This window comes from Pseudomonas sp. RAC1 (assembly GCF_030658255.1).
Lineage (GTDB): Bacteria > Pseudomonadota > Gammaproteobacteria > Pseudomonadales > Pseudomonadaceae > Aquipseudomonas > Aquipseudomonas boreofloridensis.
On the sequence record NZ_JAUTXS020000038.1, the window covers coordinates 375,293 to 399,762 of the forward strand.

At 61.0% G+C, this 24,470-nt stretch carries 20 protein-coding genes; 6 read left to right on the plus strand and 14 right to left on the minus strand.

Annotated elements, in window-relative coordinates; genetic code table 11:
* Nucleotides 1–106 precede the first annotated feature (106 nt).
* The 3 genes from Q7C30_RS19045 (at nucleotide 107) to rssC (ending at nucleotide 2,826) form a co-directional block, all read left to right on the plus strand.
* Nucleotides 107–814 carry a VacJ family lipoprotein gene (locus Q7C30_RS19045; protein WP_317872397.1) on the plus strand — a complete coding sequence of 236 codons (708 nt, stop codon included), beginning with the start codon at nucleotides 107–109 and terminating at the stop codon, nucleotides 812–814.
* Nucleotides 815–1,162: 348 nt separating this feature from the next.
* Nucleotides 1,163–2,347: a two-component system response regulator RssB gene (gene rssB / locus Q7C30_RS19050; protein ID WP_039578750.1), complete on the plus strand. Its 1,185-nt coding sequence runs from the start codon at nucleotides 1,163–1,165 to the stop codon at nucleotides 2,345–2,347.
* Nucleotides 2,344–2,826 carry an anti-sigma factor antagonist RssC gene (gene rssC / locus Q7C30_RS19055; protein WP_029613011.1) on the plus strand — a complete coding sequence of 161 codons (483 nt, stop codon included), beginning with the start codon at nucleotides 2,344–2,346 and terminating at the stop codon, nucleotides 2,824–2,826. Before rssB ends, rssC begins: the two co-directional genes overlap by 4 nt.
* 10 nt (nucleotides 2,827–2,836) lie before the next feature.
* On the opposite strand, the gene Q7C30_RS19060 is transcribed toward rssC, so the two are convergent.
* The 3 genes from Q7C30_RS19060 to dusA all read right to left on the minus strand — a co-directional run bounded on the left by Q7C30_RS19060 (nucleotide 2,837) and on the right by dusA (nucleotide 6,869).
* Nucleotides 2,837–4,738, minus strand: a complete 1,902-nt coding sequence (locus Q7C30_RS19060) for an alkaline phosphatase D family protein (RefSeq protein ID WP_317872398.1) — start codon at nucleotides 4,736–4,738, stop codon at nucleotides 2,837–2,839.
* A 61-nt stretch (nucleotides 4,739–4,799) separates the two neighbouring features.
* Entirely contained in the window at nucleotides 4,800–5,726 is a 927-nt protein-coding gene (gene tal, locus Q7C30_RS19065) for a transaldolase (RefSeq protein ID WP_029613010.1), read from the minus strand.
* A 138-nt stretch (nucleotides 5,727–5,864) separates the two neighbouring features.
* Nucleotides 5,865–6,869, minus strand: a complete 1,005-nt coding sequence (gene dusA, locus Q7C30_RS19070; RefSeq protein WP_317872399.1) for a tRNA dihydrouridine(20/20a) synthase DusA — start codon at nucleotides 6,867–6,869, stop codon at nucleotides 5,865–5,867.
* A gap of 822 nt (nucleotides 6,870–7,691) precedes the next feature.
* Here dusA and Q7C30_RS19075 point away from each other — a divergent pair.
* Complete coding sequence (locus Q7C30_RS19075; RefSeq protein WP_317872400.1) at nucleotides 7,692–9,137, plus strand: hypothetical protein; 1,446 nt, start codon at nucleotides 7,692–7,694, stop codon at nucleotides 9,135–9,137.
* 243 nt (nucleotides 9,138–9,380) lie between these two features.
* On the opposite strand, the gene Q7C30_RS19080 is transcribed toward Q7C30_RS19075, so the two are convergent.
* The 7 genes from Q7C30_RS19080 to Q7C30_RS19110 all read right to left on the minus strand — a co-directional run bounded on the left by Q7C30_RS19080 (nucleotide 9,381) and on the right by Q7C30_RS19110 (nucleotide 16,461).
* Complete coding sequence (locus Q7C30_RS19080; protein ID WP_317872401.1) at nucleotides 9,381–9,968, minus strand: nucleosidase; 588 nt, start codon at nucleotides 9,966–9,968, stop codon at nucleotides 9,381–9,383.
* A 34-nt stretch (nucleotides 9,969–10,002) separates the two neighbouring features.
* Nucleotides 10,003–11,367, minus strand: a complete 1,365-nt coding sequence (locus Q7C30_RS19085) for an ATP-binding protein (protein ID WP_317872402.1) — start codon at nucleotides 11,365–11,367, stop codon at nucleotides 10,003–10,005.
* A gap of 59 nt (nucleotides 11,368–11,426) precedes the next feature.
* On the minus strand, nucleotides 11,427–12,095 hold the full coding sequence (locus Q7C30_RS19090; protein WP_317872403.1) for a response regulator: 669 nt from the start codon (nucleotides 12,093–12,095) through the stop codon (nucleotides 11,427–11,429).
* 16 nt (nucleotides 12,096–12,111) lie between these two features.
* Nucleotides 12,112–12,975 (minus strand): hypothetical protein, encoded by an 864-nt coding sequence (locus Q7C30_RS19095; RefSeq protein WP_317872404.1) that lies wholly within the window; start codon nucleotides 12,973–12,975, stop codon nucleotides 12,112–12,114.
* Nucleotide 12,976: 1 nt separating this feature from the next.
* Nucleotides 12,977–14,104, minus strand: coding sequence for a spermidine synthase (locus Q7C30_RS19100; RefSeq protein ID WP_052192094.1), 1,128 nt, complete (start codon nucleotides 14,102–14,104; stop codon nucleotides 12,977–12,979).
* Nucleotides 14,101–14,586 carry an adenosylmethionine decarboxylase gene (speD, locus tag Q7C30_RS19105; RefSeq protein WP_029613004.1) on the minus strand — a complete coding sequence of 162 codons (486 nt, stop codon included), beginning with the start codon at nucleotides 14,584–14,586 and terminating at the stop codon, nucleotides 14,101–14,103. The genes Q7C30_RS19100 and speD overlap by 4 nt, the downstream gene beginning before the upstream one ends.
* Nucleotides 14,587–14,910: 324 nt before the next feature.
* Nucleotides 14,911–16,461, minus strand: coding sequence for a PAS domain-containing protein (locus tag Q7C30_RS19110; protein WP_317872405.1), 1,551 nt, complete (start codon nucleotides 16,459–16,461; stop codon nucleotides 14,911–14,913).
* 311 nt (nucleotides 16,462–16,772) lie between these two features.
* Between Q7C30_RS19110 and Q7C30_RS19115 the strand changes: the two genes are divergently transcribed.
* Nucleotides 16,773–18,836, plus strand: a complete 2,064-nt coding sequence (locus Q7C30_RS19115) for a TonB-dependent receptor (RefSeq protein WP_116888569.1) — start codon at nucleotides 16,773–16,775, stop codon at nucleotides 18,834–18,836.
* Here the strand turns inward: Q7C30_RS19115 and Q7C30_RS19120 are convergent.
* Both Q7C30_RS19120 and Q7C30_RS19125 read right to left on the minus strand, forming a co-directional pair.
* Nucleotides 18,820–20,931 carry an EAL domain-containing protein gene (locus Q7C30_RS19120; protein WP_317872406.1) on the minus strand — a complete coding sequence of 704 codons (2,112 nt, stop codon included), beginning with the start codon at nucleotides 20,929–20,931 and terminating at the stop codon, nucleotides 18,820–18,822. The two genes, Q7C30_RS19115 and Q7C30_RS19120, sit on opposite strands and share 17 nt — an antisense overlap.
* 215 nt (nucleotides 20,932–21,146) lie before the next feature.
* On the minus strand, nucleotides 21,147–21,665 hold the full coding sequence (locus Q7C30_RS19125) for a hypothetical protein (protein WP_317872407.1): 519 nt from the start codon (nucleotides 21,663–21,665) through the stop codon (nucleotides 21,147–21,149).
* 394 nt (nucleotides 21,666–22,059) lie between these two features.
* On the opposite strand from Q7C30_RS19125, the gene Q7C30_RS19130 reads away from it, so the two are divergent.
* The gene (locus tag Q7C30_RS19130; protein WP_317872408.1) at nucleotides 22,060–23,301 is read left to right on the plus strand and encodes a M20/M25/M40 family metallo-hydrolase; all 1,242 of its coding nucleotides are present in this window, start codon (nucleotides 22,060–22,062) and stop codon (nucleotides 23,299–23,301) included.
* 17 nt (nucleotides 23,302–23,318) lie between these two features.
* On the opposite strand, the gene Q7C30_RS19135 is transcribed toward Q7C30_RS19130, so the two are convergent.
* Nucleotides 23,319–23,645 carry a hypothetical protein gene (locus Q7C30_RS19135; protein WP_029612039.1) on the minus strand — a complete coding sequence of 109 codons (327 nt, stop codon included), beginning with the start codon at nucleotides 23,643–23,645 and terminating at the stop codon, nucleotides 23,319–23,321.
* 9 nt (nucleotides 23,646–23,654) lie between these two features.
* Nucleotides 23,655–24,437, minus strand: coding sequence for a DUF4253 domain-containing protein (locus Q7C30_RS19140; RefSeq protein ID WP_039578721.1), 783 nt, complete (start codon nucleotides 24,435–24,437; stop codon nucleotides 23,655–23,657).
* Nucleotides 24,438–24,470 lie beyond the last annotated feature (33 nt).

Genomic DNA, 24,470 nt, shown 5'->3' on the forward strand with positions numbered 1-24,470 from the left:
GCAAGATATGCCATGCTCGCCGCCAGCCAGATTGCCCGTATACTGGCGCCCTATCGCGCAGCGCCATCCGGTGCTTGCCGCCGTGAAACCCGATGGAGAAACAGCTATGCAGAGGATCGGTGCCGATGTGATCGAGCGAATCACCCAGGCCTGTGTCTGTGCCAGCCTGCTGCTGGCGCCGATGGCCGCCACCCAGGCGGCCACCGAGGACGACCCATGGGAAGCGGTCAACCGACCGATCTTCCGCTTCAACGACGTGATCGATACTTACGCGCTGAGGCCGTTGGCCAAAGGCTACGAGGCCGTGACCCCGCAGTTTCTCGAAGACGGCATTCACAACGTCTTCCGCAACCTGGGCGATGTCGGCAACCTGGTCAACAATGTGTTCCAGCTCAAGCCTCATGCTGCGGGTGTCGACACGGCGCGGCTGATCGTCAACACCACCTTCGGCCTGGGCGGTTTCTTCGATGTCGGCACCCGCATGGGTCTGCAGCGCAGCGATGAAGACTTCGGCCAGACCCTCGGCTACTGGGGCGTGCCCAGCGGGCCTTATGTCGTCATCCCGCTGCTGGGGCCGAGCACCGTGCGCGATGGCTTGTCCAAGTACCCGGATTCCTTCACCGAACCCTACCGCTACATCGACCATGTGCCGACGCGCAACTCGATCTTCGCGCTCGATGTGGTCGATACCCGCGCCAGCCTGCTCCCGGCGGAGAAGCTGATACAGGGCGACAAGTACATCTTCATCCGCAACGCTTACCTGCAGAACAGGGAGTTCAAGGTCAAGGATGGCGAGGTCGAAGACGACTTCTGACCCGTCCACAGGAAAGGCGATCTTAGGATCGCCTTTTTCGTCGGCGAATGTGGGCACGGCGCGCACTTCACAAGGTGACAACGCCCCGTTCAAACGGCTTGGCTATATCCATTAGTGAGCCAAAACCTGGTCTCCAATAACCTCAGGTGATTAGGCCTGCGCACTCCATCCTCGCATGCTTGAAACGCCCAGCGGATGGGAGTACCGTCTGCGCCTTACAGGCACCTTTGCGCGTCGCCGGATAGCCTTGCTGTCCACCTCGCGCGCAGCGGTCATCAGTATTCCAAGTAGTCGACCGTCGTCCTTGCCGATGTCCGCTACGCCAACCAATCGGCGCCGTTCGCCCACATGCAGAAAACCCGTGCAACGCTGCTGATAATCGATGACGACGACGTGGTCCGTGCAAGCCTCGCCGCGTATCTGGAAGACAGTGGCTTCAGCGTCCTTCAGGCCATCAATGGCCAACAGGGGCTTCAGGTCTTCGAAGAACACCAGCCTGAACTCGTTATCTGCGATCTGCGCATGCCTCAGATGGGCGGGCTCGAGTTGATCCGTCGCATCACCGAGCAGGCTCCGCAAATGCCGGTGATCGTGGTGTCCGGTGCCGGGGTGATGAGCGATGCAGTCGAAGCCCTGCGCCTGGGCGCGGCCGACTATCTGATCAAGCCGCTGGAAGACCTCGCCGTACTCGAGCACTCGGTGCGCCGCGCGCTGGACCGCTCGCGGTTGATGCTGGAAAACGAGCGCTACCGCGAGAAGCTCGAAGCGGCTAATCGTGAGTTGGAAGCCAGTCTGCATCTGTTGCAGGAAGACCAGACCGCCGGGCGTCAGGTGCAGATGAACATGCTGCCGGAAAAGCCTTGGACGGCGGGCGACCTGTCGTTCGATCACCAGATCATTCCCTCGTTGTACCTGTCGGGCGACTTCACCGACTACTTCCGTGTCGATGAGCGTCGAGTAGCGTTCTACCTGGCGGACGTGTCCGGCCATGGCGCTTCGTCGGCATTTGTCACTGTGCTGCTCAAGTTCATGACCACCCGCTTGTTGTTCGAATTCAAACGCAACGGCAAGATGCGCGACTTTAAGCCATCCGAGGTGCTGGCGCACATCAACCGTGGGCTGATCAACTGCAAGCTGGGCAAGCATGTGACCATGGTCGGCGGAGTGATCGACGAGGACACCGGACTGATGACCTACAGCGTAGGCGGCCATCTGCCGTTGCCCGTGTTGTATACCCCAGGTCAGGCACGCTACCTCGAGGGGCGTGGCTTGCCGGTAGGGCTGTTCGACGAAGCCACCTATCAGGACCATGTGCTGGAATTGCCGCCGCGCTTCAGCCTTACGCTGATGTCAGATGGCATCCTGGACCTTTTGCCTGGGGCCACACTCAAAGACAAAGAGGCAAACTTGCCGGAGATTGTCAAAGACGCGCAGGGCAGTCTGGACGGACTGCGCAGTCGATTCGGATTAGCTACGCTTGGGGAGATGCCGGATGATATCGCCCTATTGGTGTTGAGCAGGAACCTTCCATGAGTACCGGTAGAATCCAGTTCGCCGAGCAGAATGGTACCTTCGTACTGAAATTCGTCGGTGAAGTGCGCCTGACCTTGTGTTCAGCCCTGGATGCGACGATCGAAAAGATCTTCACGGCGCTGAATTTCTCGGCCATCGTCATCGACCTGACCGAGACCGAGAGCATCGACAGCACCACCTTGGGTCTGCTGGCCAAGTTGTCGATCCTGTCGCGTCAGAAGGTCGGCCTGCTGCCCACTGTGGTGACCACAAACCCAGATATTTCCCGGCTGCTGCAGTCGATGGGCTTCGATCAGGTGTTCAATATCGTCGATCGGCCCCTGCCGTGCCCAGACTGCCTGAGCGATCTGCCTTCCCAGGACGAGAACGAGGAAGTCGTGCGTGCCAAGGTCCTGGAGGCGCACAAGATCCTGATGGGCCTGAACGACTCCAACCGCGAAGCGTTTCGTGATTTGGTGAGTGCGCTGGAGCGGTCCTGACCTGTGCGCGTCAATGCTCGGGTCTGTGGGTTCTGACGAACTCGGTGGCCTCGCTTGCATCGGCGTTCAATTGAAGCACCCGTACCGGGCGCCCCTCATCATCGAAGAACACCTGCCCTAACCCCGAACCGTTCCACAAGCGCTCTCCCGCCTTGCTGCGGCTCGGCAGGCGTGGCACCACTTGCATCGCGCGGCGCTGGGTGAAACCGTTGAGCGGTGAGCGCGGGGCATACAGCCAGCGATTGAGCCGATCCAGCACGTCCAGAAGCCTGCGTGGAAAGGTGTTCTTGATGCCGCTGCTGGTCACTTGCCAGAGGTGCGGGCTGCGCTGGCGATGTCGGATCAGTACTTCGTACACGAAGGAATAATGCACATCGCCGGAGAGAATCACGTAATGGCCGGGTGTGCGCGAGTGCCTGAAGATGTTCAGGATCACCTGCGCGGCACCGCGGTGCGCCATCCAGTTCTCGGCGTCGACCAGCAGCGGATAGCCCAGCGTGCTGAATACCCGCTGTACCGTCTCGATCAGCTTGACGCCGAAGATCGGCGCGGGTGACACGATGATTGCCGACGGATGATCGAGCAGGGTTTGCTGCAATTCGCACAGGGCTTCCCAATCGAGCAGGCCCGAGGGCTTCTTCAGGTCGCGCTCGCTGCGCCAGCGTCGGGTACGGGTGTCCAGAACGCGCAGAGGTGGGTCGCAGGGCAAGTCGTAATGCCAGGACTGAAAGCGCAGCAGAGCGTCTATCAAACTGTCTTGCAGCGAGGCGATGAGCTGTCGCTGCCCAGTGTCCTCGGTCAATCGCTGCAAGGTCTGGATCAGAGGTGAGCAGGCCGTTGGGTCGTTTCCCCAGCCTTGGCACACAAGGTATCCGATGAGGGCATTGCCGATGATCCGCCGGGAAAAAGGATGACCATAGGCGGTCTGCTCCCATTGCGCCGACAGGTTCCAGTCATCGGTGATGTCATGGTCATCGAAGATCATCAGGCACGGCAGATGCGCCATCACCCGTGCCACGTGGTCAAGTCCGTCGCGGAAGTCTTCGATCAGGGGTTGTTCAGCTTGATAGCGCTGCCGATCTTCAGCCGAAAGGCCTTCTGGCATCACGAGCGAGATCAGCGTCCAAGGCGTCGGTGACCACACCAAGAGATACATGGCCATGACTTCGGCCCACGTCACCAGGTGGTTGTCGGCATTGCTCGAGGAAAAGATCGGCTTGCGCTTGCCGCGGAAGAAGCGGCGCCGCAGCGGCTCGTTGCCCTCGTGTGACGGCAGCAGGTCGGCGCGGTGGTAGTAGCCTGCCGGGTGGCGATACAGAGCCTCGCCGCTGTTGACCAGCGCGCCGTCGAGGGCTTCGTCGAACAGGCCCAAGCACTCGACCAGCCCGTGGATGGCCTTGAGGGTAGGGCCGGCTACGTCGTCGGCATAGACTTGATCGCCCGTCATTAGCAGCAGGGCAGGGCGCTGCTGCGGTGCCAGGCTCTCCGATAGCAAGCGATCGGCGCATAGCAGGCCGTCGGGCGCAGAATGGTGGGGCTTGCGACAGGAGCCGTGGAGCAGGTTGTCCACGCGTCTGCGCAGCACGAAATTGGGCAGATGCCTGCCAGGATAGAGCAGGTGAGGCGCCCAATCGGCGATACCCAGGCCGTTGTCCAGACGCAGGTCGTACTCCAGTTCGACGTCTTCGGGCAGTGGCGCGTCGAATTGCACCTCAAGCAGGTGAACGAACGCATGGCGCCCCATCGCAACCCGTTGGCACTGCTGTAGGGGGTCGATTGGTAGGCCTGGCAGTACGAATTGCGGATTCAGTGGGCGCGAGCCGACCAACCAGATAGCCAGGCGTTGCGACTCCAGGCGTCGAAGCACAGGGCCAGCGAGGACTGCGGGCAGTGAAGAATTCATCGAGACCATCAAATCAAAACGGGCGGAAAATACTGAGTATTTCCCGCCCGTTGCACAATCAGCAGATGTATCAGGCTTTTTCCGCCATGACCTTCTCGAGCTTTTCCTGATCGCGTGCGAACTGACGGATGCCTTCGGCCAGTTTTTCGGTAGCCATGGCATCTTCGTTCATCGCCCAGCGGAACTGGCCTTCGTCCAGCACCTGCTTGGCTTCGCCGGCTGAGCCCGGCTTGAGGATGCGCGGCAGTTCGCCCTGGTCGTCGCTCAGTTGCTGCAGCAGTTCCGGACTGATGGTGAGTCGATCGCAGCCGGCCAGTTGCTCGATCTGCCCAACGTTACGGAAGCTGGCGCCCATGACCACGGTGTCGTAACCGTTGGTCTTGTAGTAGTCGTAGATGCGCGTGACCGATTGCACGCCTGGATCCTCGGCACCGGTGTATTCCTTGCCGGTGCTCTTCTTGTACCAGTCGTAGATACGACCTACGAACGGCGAGATCAGGAACACTCCGGCATCGGCGCAGGCCTGGGCCTGTGCGAAGGAGAACAGCAGGGTGAGGTTGGTCTGGATGCCTTCTTTTTCCAGCTTCTCGGCAGCGCGGATGCCTTCCCAGGTGGACGCCAGCTTGATCAGCACGCGATCGCGCTTGATGCCAGCCGCTTCGTACAACGCGATCAGTTGACGCGCCTTATTCAGCAGCGCCGGCTCGTCGAACGACAGGCGCGCGTCGACCTCGGTGGAAATGCGACCCGGAATGACCTTGAGAATGCCCGCACCGACCGCGACCGAAAACTTGTCGCACGCCAGTTGCACATCACCCTTGGCATCGCTGCGCACCTGCTTGAGCAGGTCGGCATAACCTTCGATGGCGGCGGCCTTGAGCAGCAGCGACGGGTTGGTGGTGGCATCGACCGGCTTGAGGCGAGTGATGGCCTCCAGGTCTCCGGTGTCGGCGACGACGGTGGTGAACTGCTTGAGTTGTTCCAGCTTGGAAGTCATGGGCGTGCTCTGTCCTGTGAGTGTCTCGACATTACCCCAGCCCAGACAGCCGCTCAAGGCCGAACACGAGGGGTGTCCGAGGCGCGAGGGGCGCAGGGCGAATCCCTGTTCGAGTGCGCTCCGTGCCCAGGGTTCCCCTTACCGGCCCTGCAGCAACTGAGCCGCCTGTTCCACGACTTGCAAGGGCGCTGCGGCCTTGTGGATGTCGGCCGACAACAACTGACGGAAGCGCCGCGCCCCTGGGAAGCCTTGGCCGAGGCCGAGGATGTGTCGAGTGATGTGATGGACGGCCCCACCGGACTCGACGTGCGCTACCAGGTACGGCATCAACCGTTCCATCACCTCGCTGCGGCTCACGACAGGTTCCTGGCTGCCGAACAACTGCTGGTCCACCTCGGCCAGCAGGTAAGGATTATGATACGCCTCGCGTCCTAGCATCACGCCATCGAAGGTCTGAAGGTGCTCGCGGCATTCCTCCAGGGTTTTGATTCCGCCGTTGAGTATCAGCTCAAGGTCGGGAAAGTCCCGCTTGAGCTGCGCGGCCACGTCGTAGCGCAGCGGTGGAACCTCACGGTTTTCCTTGGGCGAGAGGCCCTCGAGGATGGCGATGCGTGCATGCACGGTGAAGCTCTTGCAACCGGCATCGCGGACCTGGCCGACGAAGTCGCACAGCTCGGCGTAGCTGTCGCGGCCATTGATACCGATGCGGTGCTTGACCGTCACCGGAATCTGCACTGTGTCGATCATCGCTTTCACGCACTCGGCCACCAGCGCGGGGTGGCCCATCAAGCACGCGCCGATCATGTTGTTCTGCACCCTATCACTGGGGCAGCCGACGTTGAGGTTGATCTCGTCGTAGCCGGCCTCTTGCGCCAGGCGCGCACAGGCTGCCAGTTCGGCAGGGTTGCTGCCGCCCAGTTGCAGGGCCAGCGGGTGCTCCGAGACGTCGTGGCGCAGGAAACGGGCGGCGTCGTTGTGCAGCAGGGCGCCGGTGGTGACCATTTCGGTGTAGAGCAGGGCGTGGCGCGAGAGTAGGCGCAGGAAATATCGGCAATGGCGGTCGGTCCAGTCCATCATGGGTGCCACGGAGAACCTTCTAGATGGCTCAACGCGCGTAATTACTGGCTTGGATGGCTCTATCATGCGGTCTCCGGAGGTGCGTGTTTCCAGTGCGTTTTAGCGGGTTTGCAGGGGTTCTAAGCGCAGGCGGCGCGGCCTACCGCTTGCCAACGGGCTCATCCCCCCGCGACAAAGGCTATGTCGCCTTGGCAATGATCAAAGGGCACAGACGTACTGACGGCACATGGAGTGACATCGGCCAAGGATGAATCGAAAAAAGGGCGCAAGTTTACACGCAGACGTAAACCTTCGCCCGCAAGAATACCTTGGATGTCTGAACCTGAGGGCGGGAGACAGCACACCGCTAGCCGGATGCATCTGGGCGCTCCAAAAAGTCTTCTTCGCTAGCAATGTCCCCCGAGACCTTAGCCTATGCCAGAGGTCGCGATCAGCGACCCCAGCAGGGCTCGTTCCTCACCTGCCAGTACGACGCCTTTTCCATGGAACCGACTGAACTCGCCAACCACTCACACTCAGCCCACTGCATGATTCATGCGAATCATTCTCCTGTCCGATTCACGCTCGAGTCAGTGCTAGGGCCGCACGAAGGAAGAATCGCTGGCATAACTCGTACGCGCTCTGACATCCCTGGCAATGGCTATTCAATAATGAGGCCTATCTGATGGATATCAACGGATCTCACGTCGCACATCTTCACACCCCTGATAGGGCACATGCTGAAACCGCCCAGCATGCTGTGCAGGCCCAAGGCGTCGGCGCCATAACCGACCCTGCAGAGCGCACCGCTGTACGCGATTACATCAAGATCGCTTTGCGCAGTATCGTCTGCCCGTGTCGCCCCAAGCGACCCCCGCTGAGGCTGATTTGGCACGAGCACAGCACGAGATGCTGGATTCGATCGCGGACAGCCGAAGTGAGCGGCTTTTGCAAGAAGGCGAGAACCTCGCGGCAATCCGCTGCACGATGGAAAATGCTGGCCGGCTCGATCGTTATGCGACTCACGGAACCGCCCTGGTGGGCGGTCTTCCCTTTACCGGCGTCGTGGCCGCCCAGTTTGCCAAGCCCGAGATTGTCAGCGATGTAACCAAGTTCGTGTTCGGCGAAATCGACAATGGACTGCTCAAAGCCACGGCCGAGGGCGGGGTAGGGGGTATGGAGGCCCACTTTCCGGATGAGTTCTTCCAGCGCCTGTTCGCGGAAGCGAAAGCGGACGCCTTCTTTCTCAAAGCACCCGCAGACAAACTTCACCCTGACGTGGCCAGGGGACTGGAAGCCAAACAGCTGGGATCTATTGGCGAAGCGCTTGAGGATGCCAAGCAGATTCAAACCTACCTGGTCGGTGCGGTCATTACCGGGACCGTAGCGGCGTCGTTGAGGTTATCCGGTCGGCCCGAGGCTGCAGATCTGTTCAATAAAATCGCGGTACCGCTGCGTAACTATGCATCTGGACTCGCCACGGCCAACCTCAAGCATAACGCTCAGACCGCTCGGCAAGAGCGGGGTGAAGCATTGTTGTTCGGCTTGCGTGATGCGGGAACTTCACTCGACACGGCCGATCAGGCCAGTGTGCGTCGCACGCTGGAGGGTGAACAAGACTGGTTCTCTGTCTACAAGGCTGCAAAGCAAGGCAGTGTGTTGTCGGCCATTGGGCACGGAGGGCAGCGACTGGGCAACATGCTCCTTGGCGTGCCCGCCAATGCGCTTGACGCTGCGGGCAAAGCGCTCATCAACGCCAATAGCTTTGGCGGCGGGTACTTTGGCTTGGGCGCGACGTTCGCAGGTCGCGCAGCGGCCGAGCACATGGGCGCCAACGCGGTTTCCGGTCCTGCTGCCCAGACCGTTGTGCGGACCTCCATCAATACGCTTGGAACCGGCGCTGCGTTCGGTATCTGGGCCTTCGTTGCATCGATGACGAGCACACTCTCTGACAAGGGCAAGGCTTGGCTTAACGATGACAATCACGCCAAGCCAAAAGAAGCGCTGCGTTCTGCTCCCCGCGCCCTGGGTAACGCCGCGTTGACTGGCGCGCAATTCGGATATGGCGTGGGGCGTGCGGGAGGGCATCTGGGCGCGCAAGTCGCCCGTCGCGGTTTGGAGACCGGAACGCAAGTGAGTCGTAGTGTGGTGGAAACAGGGCAACGCGCCTTTGCGGCTACCGGCAGAATGACCGATGAGCTAGCTGCCAGTGCCAGCACCCTCACTCGAAGGATCCGTAGCCAACGACCCACCGACGATCTGGAGTCTCAGGTGCGCAACGCCGATACCCAGGCCGAGACTCATGAAATGCAGACGCCCGGCAATGCCAACCGCGGCGGCGCCGGTACGGCTTAACTGCACTGTCGTTCCCGCGGCGGTGGCGCCTCTCGGCTCGGCGTCGCGGGGCGACTGCGATAGTGACTAGATTGGATAGACGTTCAGGGGAGCAGGTTATCCTGAGTCTCCAATTTCACGCGGGTGTGATCATGGGCCTGACTGTTCCCACGTAAGCGGACGAATTGCAATTGCCGTCCGCGCGGATCTATTCACACCTGCCTGAGAAGTGGGGTCGCGTTCGCAAGTCCAACGTCTTTCGATTCACGTCTGGGCAAACAACACCTTGCCAAACGCCTGCGCCGCCAGGTGCACCTGCACCGACCAATCGTCTGCCGCCTCGCTGCCCGCGTCATCGGAAATGTATTTCAGGCACAGAAACGGAATGCCCTCTTCGCGAGCGATCAGCGCCAGGACATAACCTTCCATGTCCACAACGTCATAGGGCGCATCGCCGTGATTGGTCTCGAAGCTATCACCTGTACCGCAGGTGCCCAATGGGATCCCGGGCAGTGACAATCCCTGCTCCAGAATCACCGGCACGTTGGTCAAGGGCGTCTGGTAGCGGGCGAAGCCCAAGGGCGTGACGTCCATGTCCCGTTGCACGAAACGCGTACAACACACCAGCTCACCTTTGCCGTAACGCGGGCTGCCAGCGGAGCCGAGGTTGACGATCAACTTGGGCTTGCGTGTCTGCAGGGCCTTGGTCAGTGCAATGGCGGCATTGACCTTGCCGATACCGGTGAATACCGCATCGACGTGGCTGAATGCATCGGCGGCTTCCGCTTCGAGCGCAAATACGAACAGCGTATCGGCCAAGGCAACGTGGGTGGTGTCATCAATGTGGATCACGGTGAAAGTTTCCTAAGCATTAGAGTGAAGCGTTCTAGATTCTTTTCGGCAGCGTTACCGTCACGCCCAGTCCCCGTCCGTGCAAGCCCTGCGACAGCACGATCGTACCCTTGTGCACTTCGATAATCCGCTTGACGATGGGCAAGCCCAGCCCACTGCCTTGCCCATCCCCTGAGGCCGCCGTGCCCCGATAAAACCGTTTGAAGATCACCTTTTCCTCTTCGGCCGTGATCCCCGGACCATCGTCCATGACCGACACCACGGCATGCGGGTCATGGTGCTCGACCCGCACGCTGACATGGCCACCGGCAGGCGTATAGCGAATCGCATTACTCACCAGGTTTCTCAGCAAAATCTTCAGCCACACTTCGATACCGATGATCCTGACGGGCGTTTGATCGAGCGACAGGCTGATGCGTTTGTCGAAGGCCTGAACCGCAAGATCGGCCTCCACCGCCTCGGCCACGGTCGACAAGTCCACCGGGTAGAATTCTTCGATCAAGGCATCGCTGTCCAAGCGCGCCAGCAGCAGAATCTGCTCCATCAGTGTGGTGATACGGGTCACGCTGCGGTTGATTTGCTGCAGGCCGTGCGCCTGGAACTGAGGGTCGGTGGAGCGCAGCACCACTTGTACATGGGTGCGCAAGGCGGCGAGTGGGGTGCGGATTTCGTGGGCGGCATCACCCGTCAGGCGGCGCTCGGCCTCCAGCGCGTTGCGTAGGCGCTCAAGCAGCAGGTTGAGTTCGCCGACCAGCCCGTGGACCTCGACGGGCACACGGGCCAGGGCAATCGGCTCGAGGTTCCGATCGGAGCGTTTGTGCACTTCTTCCTGCATCGCCTGCAGCGGCGACAAGCCACGGGAGACGCTGAACCAGATCATCAACGCCAGTAGGGGAAAGGCCGGCAGTAGAGGAAACAGGGCATAGATCAGCAGTGTGTTGATGGTATGGCGGCGATAGCTGATGTTCTCACCGACCCACACGTTCATCTCGCCTTGCTGCATGTTCAGCACGCGCCACTGGGCATTCGCCGTCTTGAGCGAGCTGAAGCCGTCCGGGGCGTGGGTGAAACCTTCGGGCATGTTGGCGCTCGATAGCACCGCCTCGCCGTTTTGCCACAGCGTATAGGCCAGTACCCCGCCTCGATGCAGCAGGGGCAGGCCTTTGATCGCTTCGCGGCTGGCTTCGATGGTCTGTTGCGTGACGTCTGCGCTGCGGCCAAGTCGCTCATCGCGGGTGGCAACCGACAGGATGTTGAGCGCAGCCTGACCAAAGTCGAGCATGTCCTCATCGAAGAAGCGCTCGATCTTGTTCGTGGACAAGTAGTAGGTGAAGGCGATCACCATCAACCAGGTCACGACGAAGCTGCCTAGCAACCACGCCAGCAAGAGCCTGCGCACCGACGGCTTGTGCGTCGTTGTGCGACTGAATGACTTGAACGATCCGACGTGCATCGACGCTAGCCCATTTTCTCTTCGGCGATGGTATATCCCATTCCGCGCACGGTCCGGATTAAGCTGTTGTTAGTTTTGCGTCGTACGTGGTGCACGTGAACTTCGATGGCGTTACTTTCGACATCCCCGCTCCAGCCATACAGCTTGCTCTCCAGTTGAGCGCGCGACAGCACCTTGCCTTTGTTCTCCAGCAGCAGACGCAACAGTGCATATTCGCGCGGTGCGAGGTTGATCGGGTCGTCGTCCACCGTCACGGTATGCGTCGAGGGGTCCAGACGCAGGTTGCCGTGGATCAGTTGCGGCACTGCACGGCCCAGCGCGCGACGTGCCAGGGCGCGGATGCGGGCCAGCAATTCTTCGAAGTCGAAGGGCTTGGTCAGGTAGTCGTCGGCGCCGTAATCGAGCCCCTTCACGCGGTCGGCCACTTCATCCCTGGCCGTGAGCAGCAAGACCGGCACTTTGGAGCCGCGGTTGCGCAGTTCATGCAGCACCTCCAGGCCACTGCATCGTGGCAAACCGATGTCGAGAATCACCAGGTCGAACTCATCGGTCGCCAGCGCCTGTTTGGCCAGCAAGCCATCGGTCAACCATTCGACCCGGTCGCCTTCCTGACGCAGACCTAACTGAATGCCATCGCCCAACAGCAAGTCATCTTCAACGAGTAGTACGTGCATGCTCTAGCCTTCTTCGCTACGTCAGCAATCCCCAGATACTCAGCGCCGTCTCTGCCAGCAACAGCGCCACGATCAACCACTCCACGCGCAGCTCCTCAAGCACATGGCGATGCTCGCTGAGGCGGTCGGTGGCCAGTTCGTACAGGTCCTGCAGCACTTCGATGCGATCGTCGACGCTGACCAGACGATCGTGCACTTCAGTTTGCATGGCCAGCTCATTGTAGAGCCTGCGCACCGCACTGCTCAGGCCCGTGGGCGCTTTTTCCAGTCGGGCCTCCAAGCGCGTGTAGGCGATACGCCAGCGTGTGGTCCGTGTCACGCACGCATCGACGTGGCGTGCTCGCGCCTGGTGCCGTTTCTGCGGCAACTGGGTCAGTTCGATGTCGTCATCGGCGGTGCTCCAGGAGGCCGCGATCTCCGTTTCCAAACGCCGCAAGCCACCTTCGTACCAACTGAAGGCGACGATCCCGGCGAGCAGTTCCGTGCAGCGCTCTGGGTTGCCGATGATCAGCGCCCGGCCAGGCCGCCAGAGTATGCGCTCGCCAAAGGACATCGTCTCCAGTGTTGGCTGATCGGCGTCCTCGTCGGTCCTCATCCAGGCTTCCAGGTGCTGGCGCCAGGCGTGACTGGTCTGCAGGCCGGCCGCCGCAAACACCACCAGCAGTTCATCCGCTGCACTGTCTTCAGGCAAGGCCTGCAGGGCAGTCATGGGGCTACGTTGCAGCAGGGCGGCGTGCGTCGGGTGCGGATCGTCGAACTGCGCCAGGCACTGCGACGCCGATGCCTGCACGGCAACGCCTGGCATGAACTTCACCCGATGCAGCACGCAGGCGCTGGGCGTGGACAGGTCCGTGGCCGGTAGGGCGTGTGGCGCGGTCATTTCAATAGGCCTTGAGGGCTGGGAACTGAGTCGGTCCGAACTCGATTTCCTCGATGTCGGGCGGGGCGACGAAAGTGACGCCGTCTTCCAGCAACGGTCCGGGCTGAGCCATCAGGAAGCGTGTTTCCTTGTCCATCACGAAGCACGCCTTGAGGTAATCACCTTCAAGGTGGTCCAGCCAGGTCAGGCCGAGCTTGCGCTCGATGCGACGGTCCAGATCGGCGGCCTGCCAGTGAGCAGGGTCCACCCAGTCCGACGCCAGCAGGAAGCCCCACGACGCCAGGAACGAGGGTACCGCAGCGCGGTAGCTGTGGACCTGACTGAAGACGCTGCGCAGCGTGCGCGCCAGTGCCGCATGAGGTTTGTCGTCGCTGTGGGAGAATTCCAGGCCTTGCACCGCGACCACGCCGCCTGGGCGCAGACGAGAATGCAGCAGTTCGTAGAACTGGCGTGTGTACAGCGCCTGCGCCGGACCGTTGTCGAGCATGTCGACGACATCGATGATGACCACGTCGTACAGCGACGCGTCATTTTCCAGGTAAGCCCTGCCATCGGCCGTCACCAACTCACAGCGAGGGTCGTCGAACGCGCCCTGGTGCCACTGGAACATATGGGCTCGGCACAGCTCCACCAGCTCTTGGTCCAGATCGACCATCACCGCGCGGCGGACACTGGCGTGCGACAGCACTTCACGCAACGTGGCGCCTTCGCCGCCGCCGATGATCAGGACATCGCGCGGCTCATCGTGGGCCAGCATCGCCGGCTGCACCAGCAGCTCGTGGTACAGCGACTCGTCGCTGGCAGCGCTCTGGATCGCACCATCGATCATCAACACGCGGCCGTAGTTGTAGGTGTCGGCGATCAGGATGTTCTGCCAGGCCGTACGGCCCTGGTAAAGCACCCGACGCACGCCATAGAGATAGCTGTCGAACAGATCGCTGTTTTCCAGGGCCGTGATCGCGCTGTCGCCTTCGCGCGCAGGGTCTGGCGGGTAGAAGTAGAAGTGGTTCGGTGGCAGTGCGGGCAGGGTGCCGGCGACGTCCTCGGGGACCAGGTACTTCAAGTCGACGTCATAGCGGTCCGGATCGATCTGTTGCGCGCGGGCAGGCTGATCGTTGAGCGAACTCATCGTGCGCCCCCTTGCTCCGAGCCGATGGCCCAGCGCAGCGTCGGGCTGTCGTCGTTGATCGCGCCTGCACCGCTCAGGGTACGGTTGACCATGCCCACACGGTGCCCTTCCAGCCCGCGGTCCATGCTGGAGATGATGTGACGCTGGCTGCCCAGCCGCTCGCTCAGCACGCGCACGGCCTGGGCGCCGTCGAGTACATCGCCGCAGGTGAAGACGTCGATGGCGGCGTACTTGTATTCAGGCCAGGTGTGGATGGCCAGGTGCGATTCGGCGATGACCACCACGCCGGAAATTCCGATAGGGCTGAACTTGTGGAAGGTTGAGGTGACGATCGTCGCGTTGGCTTCGCGGGCCGCCTGCAACATGCTGTCTTCGATCCATTTGATATCGTCGAAACGTGCGTCGTTGCAGTCGTAAAGTTCGATGACCAGTTGCTTTCCAAGTGCAGAGCTCGGGCGGATTTCTGAGGCTTCATTCAACATGGACGTGTCCCGTTCTAGGTGGGTGTGATGACCGGCGCCATGCTAGGTGGGCGTTGCTTAAGGAACGCTTAAGGTGAGGATGAAGAAAAGTTTAAGCCGTCGACGCACGTTTTTTTCAAGGTCACGAACGGGAGGAATCCGCGTTTTAGTGCTCGGCAAATATTTTTGTGTTGGGCGCCACGTTGGAGAGGCGCATGAAGTTATCGGCGCAGCACAGTGCCGTGCCATAAACTGCGCACAGTTCTTTACATTGAGCACCCGGTGCGATGCCAAGTTTGGCCGGTGCCTAAAGTTCAGCTGAACAGGCTTGAGACAGCAGTCGCCTCACACTTTGAAGCGCACTTCGATACTGCTCAAGCCACTTGAGCGATCCAAGGTAATGGCGTCTTCCCCGTACCCGGAGTAGCTCTTGACCAACCGCATGCCGAGCCCGGTTCCGCTCGGTTTCGGATAAGACTCTGGAAAGCCGGTGCCTTCGTCCGTGACCTTGATGCGTGCATCTTCGGCATCGCGCTCGATGGTGACGGTGATCTTGCCTTGACCATACTTCAACGCGTTGGTGACCAGTTCCGAGACCACCAGTCCGAGCGGCGCCATGCGCTCCGGGGGCAACTGGAAGTCGTCGACCGACCACTCGATGTGCGGTTCGCCAAAGGCCGTTCGGATATCGGACAACAACGAGCGCAAGTACGCCGGCGCACTCAGGGCGTCGCAGTGAGCATCCTGATACAGATGTTCATGCACATTGGCGATGGTCATCACCCGATTGGCCGCGATCTGCAGTTGGGTCTGGACGGCTTCCTCCATCGACAGATTGGCTTGCAGCAGCAACAGACTGTTCACCAGATGAAGACTGTTTCTCACACGGTGATGGGTTTCGGCCACATGCAGGCCGCTTTCGGTGAGTTTGGTGTTTTGCGCCTCGATCAAAGCGGCGAACCGCACTTCCTGCTCATGGCGCTCGGTGATGTCCCTTGAGACCGCGATGATCTTGTCGATCTCGCCGTGCGGATCAAGCACCGGAGCAGCCGTGACATCCCACCATCGTGGCTCGCCTCTGGCCGTTGGGCAGAACGATTCGAAGCGCACCGATTCGCCATTACCGACGCGCACCAGCGCGTCCTCGATCACCTGTTTCGAGCACTCAGGCCACAGTTCGATCCACGGCTTGCCGGCGATGTCGGCGAGGTCGCGGATCTGCATCCGGCACAACCCCGCCTCGTTGAAGAACTCCACTTCACCAGTGCGCGAGAGAATCTTCACGCAGTCGGGACTGGCATTGAGCACACTTTCCGAATAGGCATGCGGTGAGTTGGCCTCTTCTTTCGTCGCCAGACGCTCGACGGCCATCGAGATGATGTTGGCCAGCCCCTCGAGAAACACCACGTCGCTCTCGATGAAGTCATCGCCGTCACGGCTGTCTGCCTCCAGTACGCCGAAGATGCCCGCTGTGCCCCGCACTGGAACGTTGATGGCCCGCTCGATGCCGTACTCGTTGAGCAGGGCAGGGGTTCTGAACCTTAACTCCTGACCCAGGTGGTTGGAAATGACCGGCCGGCTCGTGGTGTACGCATAGCCCGCTGGGCTGGCTTCGTCGGACCCGACCGCCGCGTTGCCGATATCGGCGGGCTTCCAGCCGACTCCGTGGGTCAGGCGAAAGGCCGAGTGGTCGTCGTTGGGTTGCAGGACTTTGGCAAAGGGCGTGTCCATCCCCAGCGCCGCCGTTTCACAGGCTCGTGTCAGCAAGTCATCGAGCGAGGTCAGGGTCAGCGCTTGCACTGCAAAGCCAACGACCAACTCATGCTGCCTGCGCAGCCGGGTATGCGAAATCTGCAGAGCGGCACGTACGATTTCGTCAGGCGACAGGTGGGGCATAGAGAGCATCCGGCGTTGGATTGATGAGTCGAGCGAACGGGCGGGGAATCATCATGGCGGCACTTGGCATCCAGGTGTCCGGCATCGTCAGTGAATGGCAAAACATGGCGCAATCTACACCCATCGTTTGGCGGGCACTAGCCATCTGCCATTGGCTTAGTCACTCAAAATATCCAAGCGTTTCCAACTGAGCTAAATCGTATCGAATTGATGCCGTTATGATATAACGTATTTTCGAAAAGCAGGCCTAGACCTGTCCCTCTATAACCTGCGCCCAACTCGCGCCTGCACCCCGTACACCAGGAGCTTCCATGCGATTCACCCCGGCCTCCCTTGCCATCTTCACGGCAATGGTCTCCCCTGACTTGTTCGCCGAGCCGACCGGCAATTCCACCATCGTCCTCGGCGATGTAAACATTACCCATACGGCTGCAGCCGGCGTCGGTAGCGCCTTGAGCACCGAAAATGTGCTGACGTCGGTCGATGTGCTGGGTGGCGATCAGGTCCAGGACAAGAACGTAATGAACAGTTGGCAACTGCTGGGACAGATGCCGGGGATTCAACTCACCGAAACCGGGCAGGGCGCGGAGTCGGGCAAGGTCACGTTCCGCGCGTTCAACGGCGAGGGCTACATCAATGGGATCAAGACCCTCATCGATGGGGTGCCAAGCAACGTCAACAGCGGCAACCAGCGTTTCATCGACATGGTCTTCCCGCTGGACATCGAGTACATCGAAGTGGTGCGCGGCACCAACGACCCGCGCTATGGGCTGCACAACATCGGTGGCAACATCAACTTCGCCACCCGCCAGGGCGGTAACTATACCGACAGTCGCCTCACCTACGGCAGCTTCGATACCCGTGAGGTGCAACTGGCAATCGGCCGCGAGGAGGGCAATTTCGCCCAGAACTACATCCTCGCCAAGCAGGACAGTGACGGCTACCGCGACCACAGCAACTCCAACAAGTACGCGCTGGGCGGCAAGTGGTTCCTCAGCAACGACGAACAGAATTTCCGCGTCGGCCTCATCGCCCGCCTGTACCACCATCAGGCCCAGGAGCCCGGCTTTCTCACCCGCGAACAGATGCACGCCAGCCGCACCCAGTCACCGGACAAGAACGGCAACGATGGCGATGACCGCGACATGAAGCAGTTGAGCCTGCACACCGACTGGCAGCTCAACGACGACCTGAGCCTGAGCAGCAAGCTGTACTACAACAGCTACAACGACGACCGCACCATTACCTTCACCGACTACCGTCCAGGCAATGCCCCGCGCCAACGTCGGCAGTGGGACGAACAGCAGCGCGGCATGCTCAGCAACCTGACCTGGCGCGCCAACGAGCACCTGACGCTCGATGGCGGCATCAACTACGAAGAACAGGACAACGCGTACCGTCGCCTGCGCTACAGCTATGGCGTGCCGACCGACTTCGATGTCAGGCCCGCCCGCGTGCAGAACGATGACAGCTACACCCTGCGCAACATCGGCGGTTACCTGCAAGCCGTGATCCAGCCCACCGATGCGCTGAAGATCATCCCGGCGATGCGTGTCGACAAATTCTCCGGCAACACCGAGCTGCTCGGTGGCGCCAAGGCCTCGCTGCAGGACTACGGCTGGATTCGTCAGCCCAAGCTGAGCGTGATCTACAGCCTCACCCCCGAGATCGACGTGTACGCCAACTGGGGGCGCACCTTCCAGATTCTCACCGGCTCCACCGCACCGGCCTACATGACCCCGGGGCAGACGTCCTACGATCCATCGATCAATACGGGCAAGGAGGTCGGCATCAAGTTCCAACCGTTCCCGGGCGCGCAGGCACGCGTTGCGCTGTGGCAACAGGATGCCACCGACGAAGTGGCGAACATGCCCAGCACCGGCACCACGGTTGGGCTGGGCGAGACCCGTCGGCGCGGTGTGGACATGCAGATCAGCGCGCAGTTGGACGAACAGTGGACGGTGTGGGCTTCACACGCCATCCAGGAAGCCAAGGTGGTCAAGGCATTCTCGGCGTCCGGCCAATCGCTGTCGGGTAAACAGGTGTTCTCCACCCCGCGCTACATCAGCAACCTGGGTGCCGACTATCGCTACAACGACGACTGGAAGTTCGGCGTACAAGGCCGGGCGCAGGGTAGCTACTACATCGACGAGTTGAACGAACAGGGCAAGTACGGCGGTTTCGTGGTGGTGGACGCCAGCGTCAGCTATCGCCTCAGCCCCTCCACCAGCGTCGATCTGCAGGTCAAGAACCTGCTGGACCGTCAATACGAATACGTCTGGTACGACAACTTCTTCTGGGGCGGCGACGACCAGGCGATGTTCTCACCGGCACCGGGTCGTTCGGCGTTCGTCTCGCTCAACATGAAACTGTGATCGACGCGCTGTCGTCACCAGGGCCTGCTGCCAGGGGGCGTCGCCCTTGGGCGGCGAGCGCCTCGAGCAGTTGCGCCGCCGGCAGCGGTTTGCCCAACAGATAGCCCTGCAGGGCATGGCAACCCAGCCGCGTGAGCAACGCTTGCTGCTCCTGGGTTTCCACGCCTTCGGCGACGATCTTCATGCTCAGCGTCTGGCCCAGGGCGATGATGGCCGAGACGATTGCCTCGTCTTCATTGCCTTGGACCAGTTCCTTGACGAAACCGCGATCGATCTTCAACTCGTTGGCCGGAAAGCGCTTGAGGTAAAGCAGGCTGGAGTAGCCGGTGCCGAAGTCGTCGATGGAGATATTCACGCCGAGCTCGGCCAGCTTGTCGAGGATCTCCAGGCTGGCTTCGGCGTTGCGCATGGCGGTGGACTCGGTCACTTCCAACACCAGGTGCCGCGGCGCCAGCGCGTATTTTTCCAGTGCGGTGCGCACCACCCCCAGCAGGTCGGCCTGGGCCAGCTGAATCGTCGACAGGTTCACCGCCACGCTCCAACCGTCATGGCCTTGATCGTGCCATTGGCGCATCTGCCGACAGGCTTCATCGATCACCCAGTTGCCGATCGGTATGATCAGCCCGGTTCGTTCGGCATGCGGCAAGAAGCGGTCCGGCGGTACCAACCCCGAGCCTGGACGGTGCCAGCGCACCAAGGCTTCGACGCCGACCATATGGCCGTCAGCGGCGATGAACTTGGGCTGGTAGTGCAGAACGAACTCACCACGTTCCAGCGCCAGGCGCAGGTCGTGCTGAAGCTGCATCTGTTCATGGGCGTTCTTGTTCATGGTGCGTTCGAAGAAGCAGTACCCCGCACGTCCCAGTTCCTTGGCGTGGTACATCGCTGCGTCGGCATTGACCATCAGTTCGTGGGCCGTCAGGCCGTTGTCGGGAAACAACGCAATCCCGATGCTGGCCGAGATATGCAGGACATGACCTTCGAGGCTGTAGGGGCGGCCAATCGACTCGACCAGTTGCTGGGCGAACAACGCGGCGTCTTCGGGTTCGCGGTGGTGAATCAGGAATACGAACTCGTCGCCACCCAGGCGCGCAGCCGTGTCCTCCGGCCGCTTGCTGGCCAGGATGCGCTCGGACACCTGCACCAGCAGAAGATCGCCCACATGGTGCCCATAAGCATCGTTCACGGCCTTGAAGCCATCCAGGTCCATCAGCAACACCGAAAATAGGTCTTGATGCGGCGTGGCCTTGTGAATGGCCTGGTTGAGGCGGTCGTTGAGCAGCAGTCGATTGGGCAGGCGGGTCAGGTTGTCGTGCAGCGCCAGTTGCAGCAGCTCGCTGTTGGCCTGATCCAGTGAGAGGGACAGCAAGTTGCTGCGCACATCGAGCACGGACACGATCAGCGCGATTGCCAGCACGGCCAGGCTGACGACGATCACGACGACGGCAAGCCATTTGACGTCGATACCGCTGTTGGACGCTTCGCAGTAGCTGCCCAGTGGAAACTGCGCCGCTGCCATGCCGGTGTAGTGCATACCGACGATGGCGCAGCCCATGAGCAGCGAGGCGCCGATACGGGCCCAGGCTTCGCCGCGGGCTCCCCTGCGCAGGCGAAACACGATCCACAAGGCCGCGCCTGAGGCCAGCACCGCGATCAGGATCGACAGCATGAAGATCCACGGGATGTAGATCACGCTTGGCCGCATCAGCAGGGCGGCCATGCCGGTGTAGTGCATGGCCGCGATGCCGGCGCCCATCAGCAGGCCGCCGAGCACCAAGCGAATCCACGGCAGGTTTTTCTGGCACACCAGCCACAGCGCGAAGGCCGAGGAAAACACCGCGATGAGCAGTGACAGCAGGGTCAGCGGAATGTCGTAGCCCAGAGGAATCGGCAGATCAAAGGCAAGCATGCCGATGAAGTGCATCGCCCAGACACCGAAGCCCATGGCAAAGGAGCCACCGGCCAGCCAAAGCCCTGCGGCCTTGCCCGTCGAGCTGGCAACACGTCCTGCCATTCTGAGCGCCGTGTAGGAGGCGAGAATGGCGACAATCAGAGAGAACGCTACCAGGACGGGGTTGTGGCTGCTGGGAAGCATAGGATACCGAGACGTAGGAAAAATCGCCGTGAACGCGGCGATAGCGTCTGGCCATTATCGGATGAATCGTTTGTCCTGGTAAATCGATTGCGTCTATGGGAGTGGCACAACCGTGCAAGAAGTTCTCGATCAAGTGGCGACCTGCTCACGCCTCATGATGGAGGGGATGAGCGTATGCGCGCGCCGTTTTACTGCCTAGCGCTGAGTTGTCGTATTCAAAACACCGACCTCATGCTGGCCGTCAATCGGGCAACCAGTTTCAGGTTTTTCTGAATGGCTTCTGCCTCCAGTCGGCCCAGCGGTAGATCGCTGGCGGCCACCAACAGGCCCAGCTTGGTGCCGTCGATCGTATGAATAGGCGTGGTGAACAACCCTTCGATGGTGGATGCGCCAAACGCAGCCAGGGGCTGCGGCGTCCACTTGGCAGGCGCCGAGGTCAGCGACGGGTCGCCGCTGCCCAGCAGCTTGTCGAGTGCCTCGAGTTGCGACACGGCAGTGGTCTGACCATGGAAGCTCAATTCGATCTGGCGGTTCTCCATGAAGCCGAGCCAGAGCGAAGGATTCGACTTGCGCAGCGCCAGGTAGCGCACGCCGGTCAATTGAGCAGCAAGTTGCAATACGGCGGTAATGGACTCGTTCTTGTCTATCTCGGCCATCTCGGCACTTAGCAAATCCGATCGGCGATGATCGGCTGAAGGGACATTCATCTCATGAATACTTTTAAGTTTGCACATTCGTCCCACCTTCTTCCATGGCGAGTTCTGTGCAGTTGGGTGTCAGCTCAATACTTGAACGGAGTGGACAGTCATTATTCAGTCAATCGCCATCCGCGACGTACCCGGCTTTTGAGAGGGCACATGACCGCGCTGCGTCGAGCCTGGAGGATCGAACGCTTCGCTGGTGGGATGATCAGCAGCACGATTCGATAATGGCACTTCAGTAATCGTTCCATTCTTTTTTATTTTTTTAACCGCGTGATTATCACTCGCATCTTAGCCTTCTGTGCAACCTGTTCAACGAATCAGATGCTGTAACGATTTATGTATTCAGTTAGTTGAGCCAATAAACTGGCGTCAAAACAGGCTATGGTCAAAACTGCATGTTCGTAACTTTTATCAAGGATCGAAAATGCTCACTCCACGCTCAATAGGTGGCGCCATCATTAGCCTTGCGTGCCTGCCGCTCTATGCACTTGCCGCCGATTTCACGCCCGCACAACGCCTCGAGCATGCCCAGGCCGAGCAGCAAGCCTATCTGGCCACCGTGCAGCAATTGGTCGATGTCGACACCGGTACCGGACAGGCCCCAGGTCTGAAGACTGTCAGTGACCTGCTGGTCGAACGCCTCAAGGCGCTGGGTGCCGACGTGCAGACTCGCTCAGCCAATCCTTCTGCGGGCGACAACATTGTCGGCACGCTCAAGGGCACGGGCAGCCAGTCGTTTCTGCTGATGGTTCACTACGACACGGTGTTCCTGCCAGGCACGGCAGCCAAGCGGCCGTTCAAGGTGGCGGGCGATCGTGCCTATGGGCCTGGCGTGGCCGATGCCAAAGGCGGGGTGGCGATGATCCTGCATGCGCTGAAGCTGCTGCAGGACGAGCAGTTCAAAGGCTTCGGCACGCTGACCGTGCTGTTCAACCCGGACGAGGAAACCGGTTCGGCCGGTTCGAAAGCGCTCATCGCTGAACTCGCCCGCCAGCATGACTACGTATTCTCGTACGAGCCGCCGGACAAAGATGCCGTGACGGTCGCCACCAACGGCATCAACGGCTTGTTGCTGCAGGTCAAGGGTACGTCGTCCCACGCAGGCTCCGCACCCGAAGCCGGCCGCAATGCCGCCATGGAACTGGCTCACCAGTTGTTGCAACTCAAGGACCTCGGCGATCCCGCCAAGGGCACCACCGTCAACTGGACGATGCTCAGGGCTGGAGACAAGCGCAACATCATTCCCGACAGCGCCTCGGCCGAGGCCGATATGCGCTACTCGGACGTGAGTGAAAGCGAGCGGGTGCTGGCCGATGCCCAACGCATCGTGCGCAGGCAACTGATCGAGGGCACCGAAGTCAGCCTGCGTCTGGACAAGGGGCGACCGCCACTGGCGAGAAACGCCGGTTCCGAGCAACTGGCCAAGACTGCCGAAAAGCTCTACGGACAGATCGACAAGCGCATCGAACCCATCGCCATGCGTTTTGGTACCGACGCCGGCTATGCCTATGTGCCGGGCAGCGCCAAGCCGGCGGTGTTGGAGACGCTGGGTGTGGTGGGGGCCGGCCTGCATGCCGAGGATGAATACATCGAGCTGTCGAGTATCGCCCCGAGACTGTACCTGACCGTCTCGATGATCCGGCAGCTGTCTGCCACAGCGCCCTGACGGCATTGCGAGAGAGGTCAGGGCGTGTCTGCGCGCGAGCGGCGTATCTGCTGGGCCAAGGTGTAGGCCGCCCCACGCAGTTCGTCGAATCGATCATTCAACTCGACATGCCCTGGCTTCCAGGAAAAGCCGTTGCTGTCGTAATGCTGCCCGAGGACCACATCATTGAACGAACCCATGCCGCCGTAGGCTGATAGCAGAAAGTCCGCGCCGCCGCCGTCACCGGCGAGCAGACGGGTCCGTGCCCGGCGCATCCATTGACTCCAGTGCTGGTCGCCATCGCCTTCGAGCAACAGGGCCAAGCGTTCGAGTACATGCACCAGTGCCTGGGTATCCGCATTCATCGGCAGTGATCACTCCACATAGCGCACCCACAGGTGCGAACGTCCCTCGATACCGGCGCGCAGCGCGTCCAGTCGTACCTCGTGCTGTTCAGCCGGAACGTTGTACAGCGCGCACAGGTCTGCCGCAACGCGCGCTGCTTGCGCTGCATCAGGCGCTTCGGCCCGTGTGAAGCCCAAGTACGAGGCACCGACCCCCATCAGGGTATAACCGTGGGTCTGTTGCAGGTGCCGGGCCAGCGCGCAGTTCTGCGCAGGGTCCAGGTCGCTTTCGAAGTAGCCGTTGGGGAACGCGGCCAGGGCCTGCCAAGGCTGCTCGACTGGCGCCGCCAGCGCGAGCATGGGCTGATCGATCAGCATCAGCGGTTTGGCTTGATAGGCCAGCCAATGCTCCAGCGCGGCGTCATCCAGGGTCAGGCCATGGGCACAAAGGGCCTCGAACGAGAGGGCATCCGCCTGGCGCAGAAGAATGCGCAGGCAAGGGGCGAACTCTGCCTTGGTGGTGGTGTAACCCAGGTACTGGCCGTTCTCGAAGCACTCGGGCGGCAATTGCCCCAGATCCGCCTCGCTCACGGCGTCGAGATTCGAAGACAGCCGTGCATGGCCGCTGGTGTAGAGCGCTTGGGGCAAGTCATCCAGCGAAAACAGCACTGTGCAGCCTGAGTGACGGGCAGCGATCTCGCGGCCTGCTGCCGACAGTTCGTCCATGCGCGTCAGGCCGTCGAGGCGGTAGGCATCGCACGTGCGCGAAGACGGGTTGTGGGCGCTGTCGTTGCCAAGAAACTGAATGATCATTGCGCCTGCTCCGCGGGGTGTTCATGGTTCTGT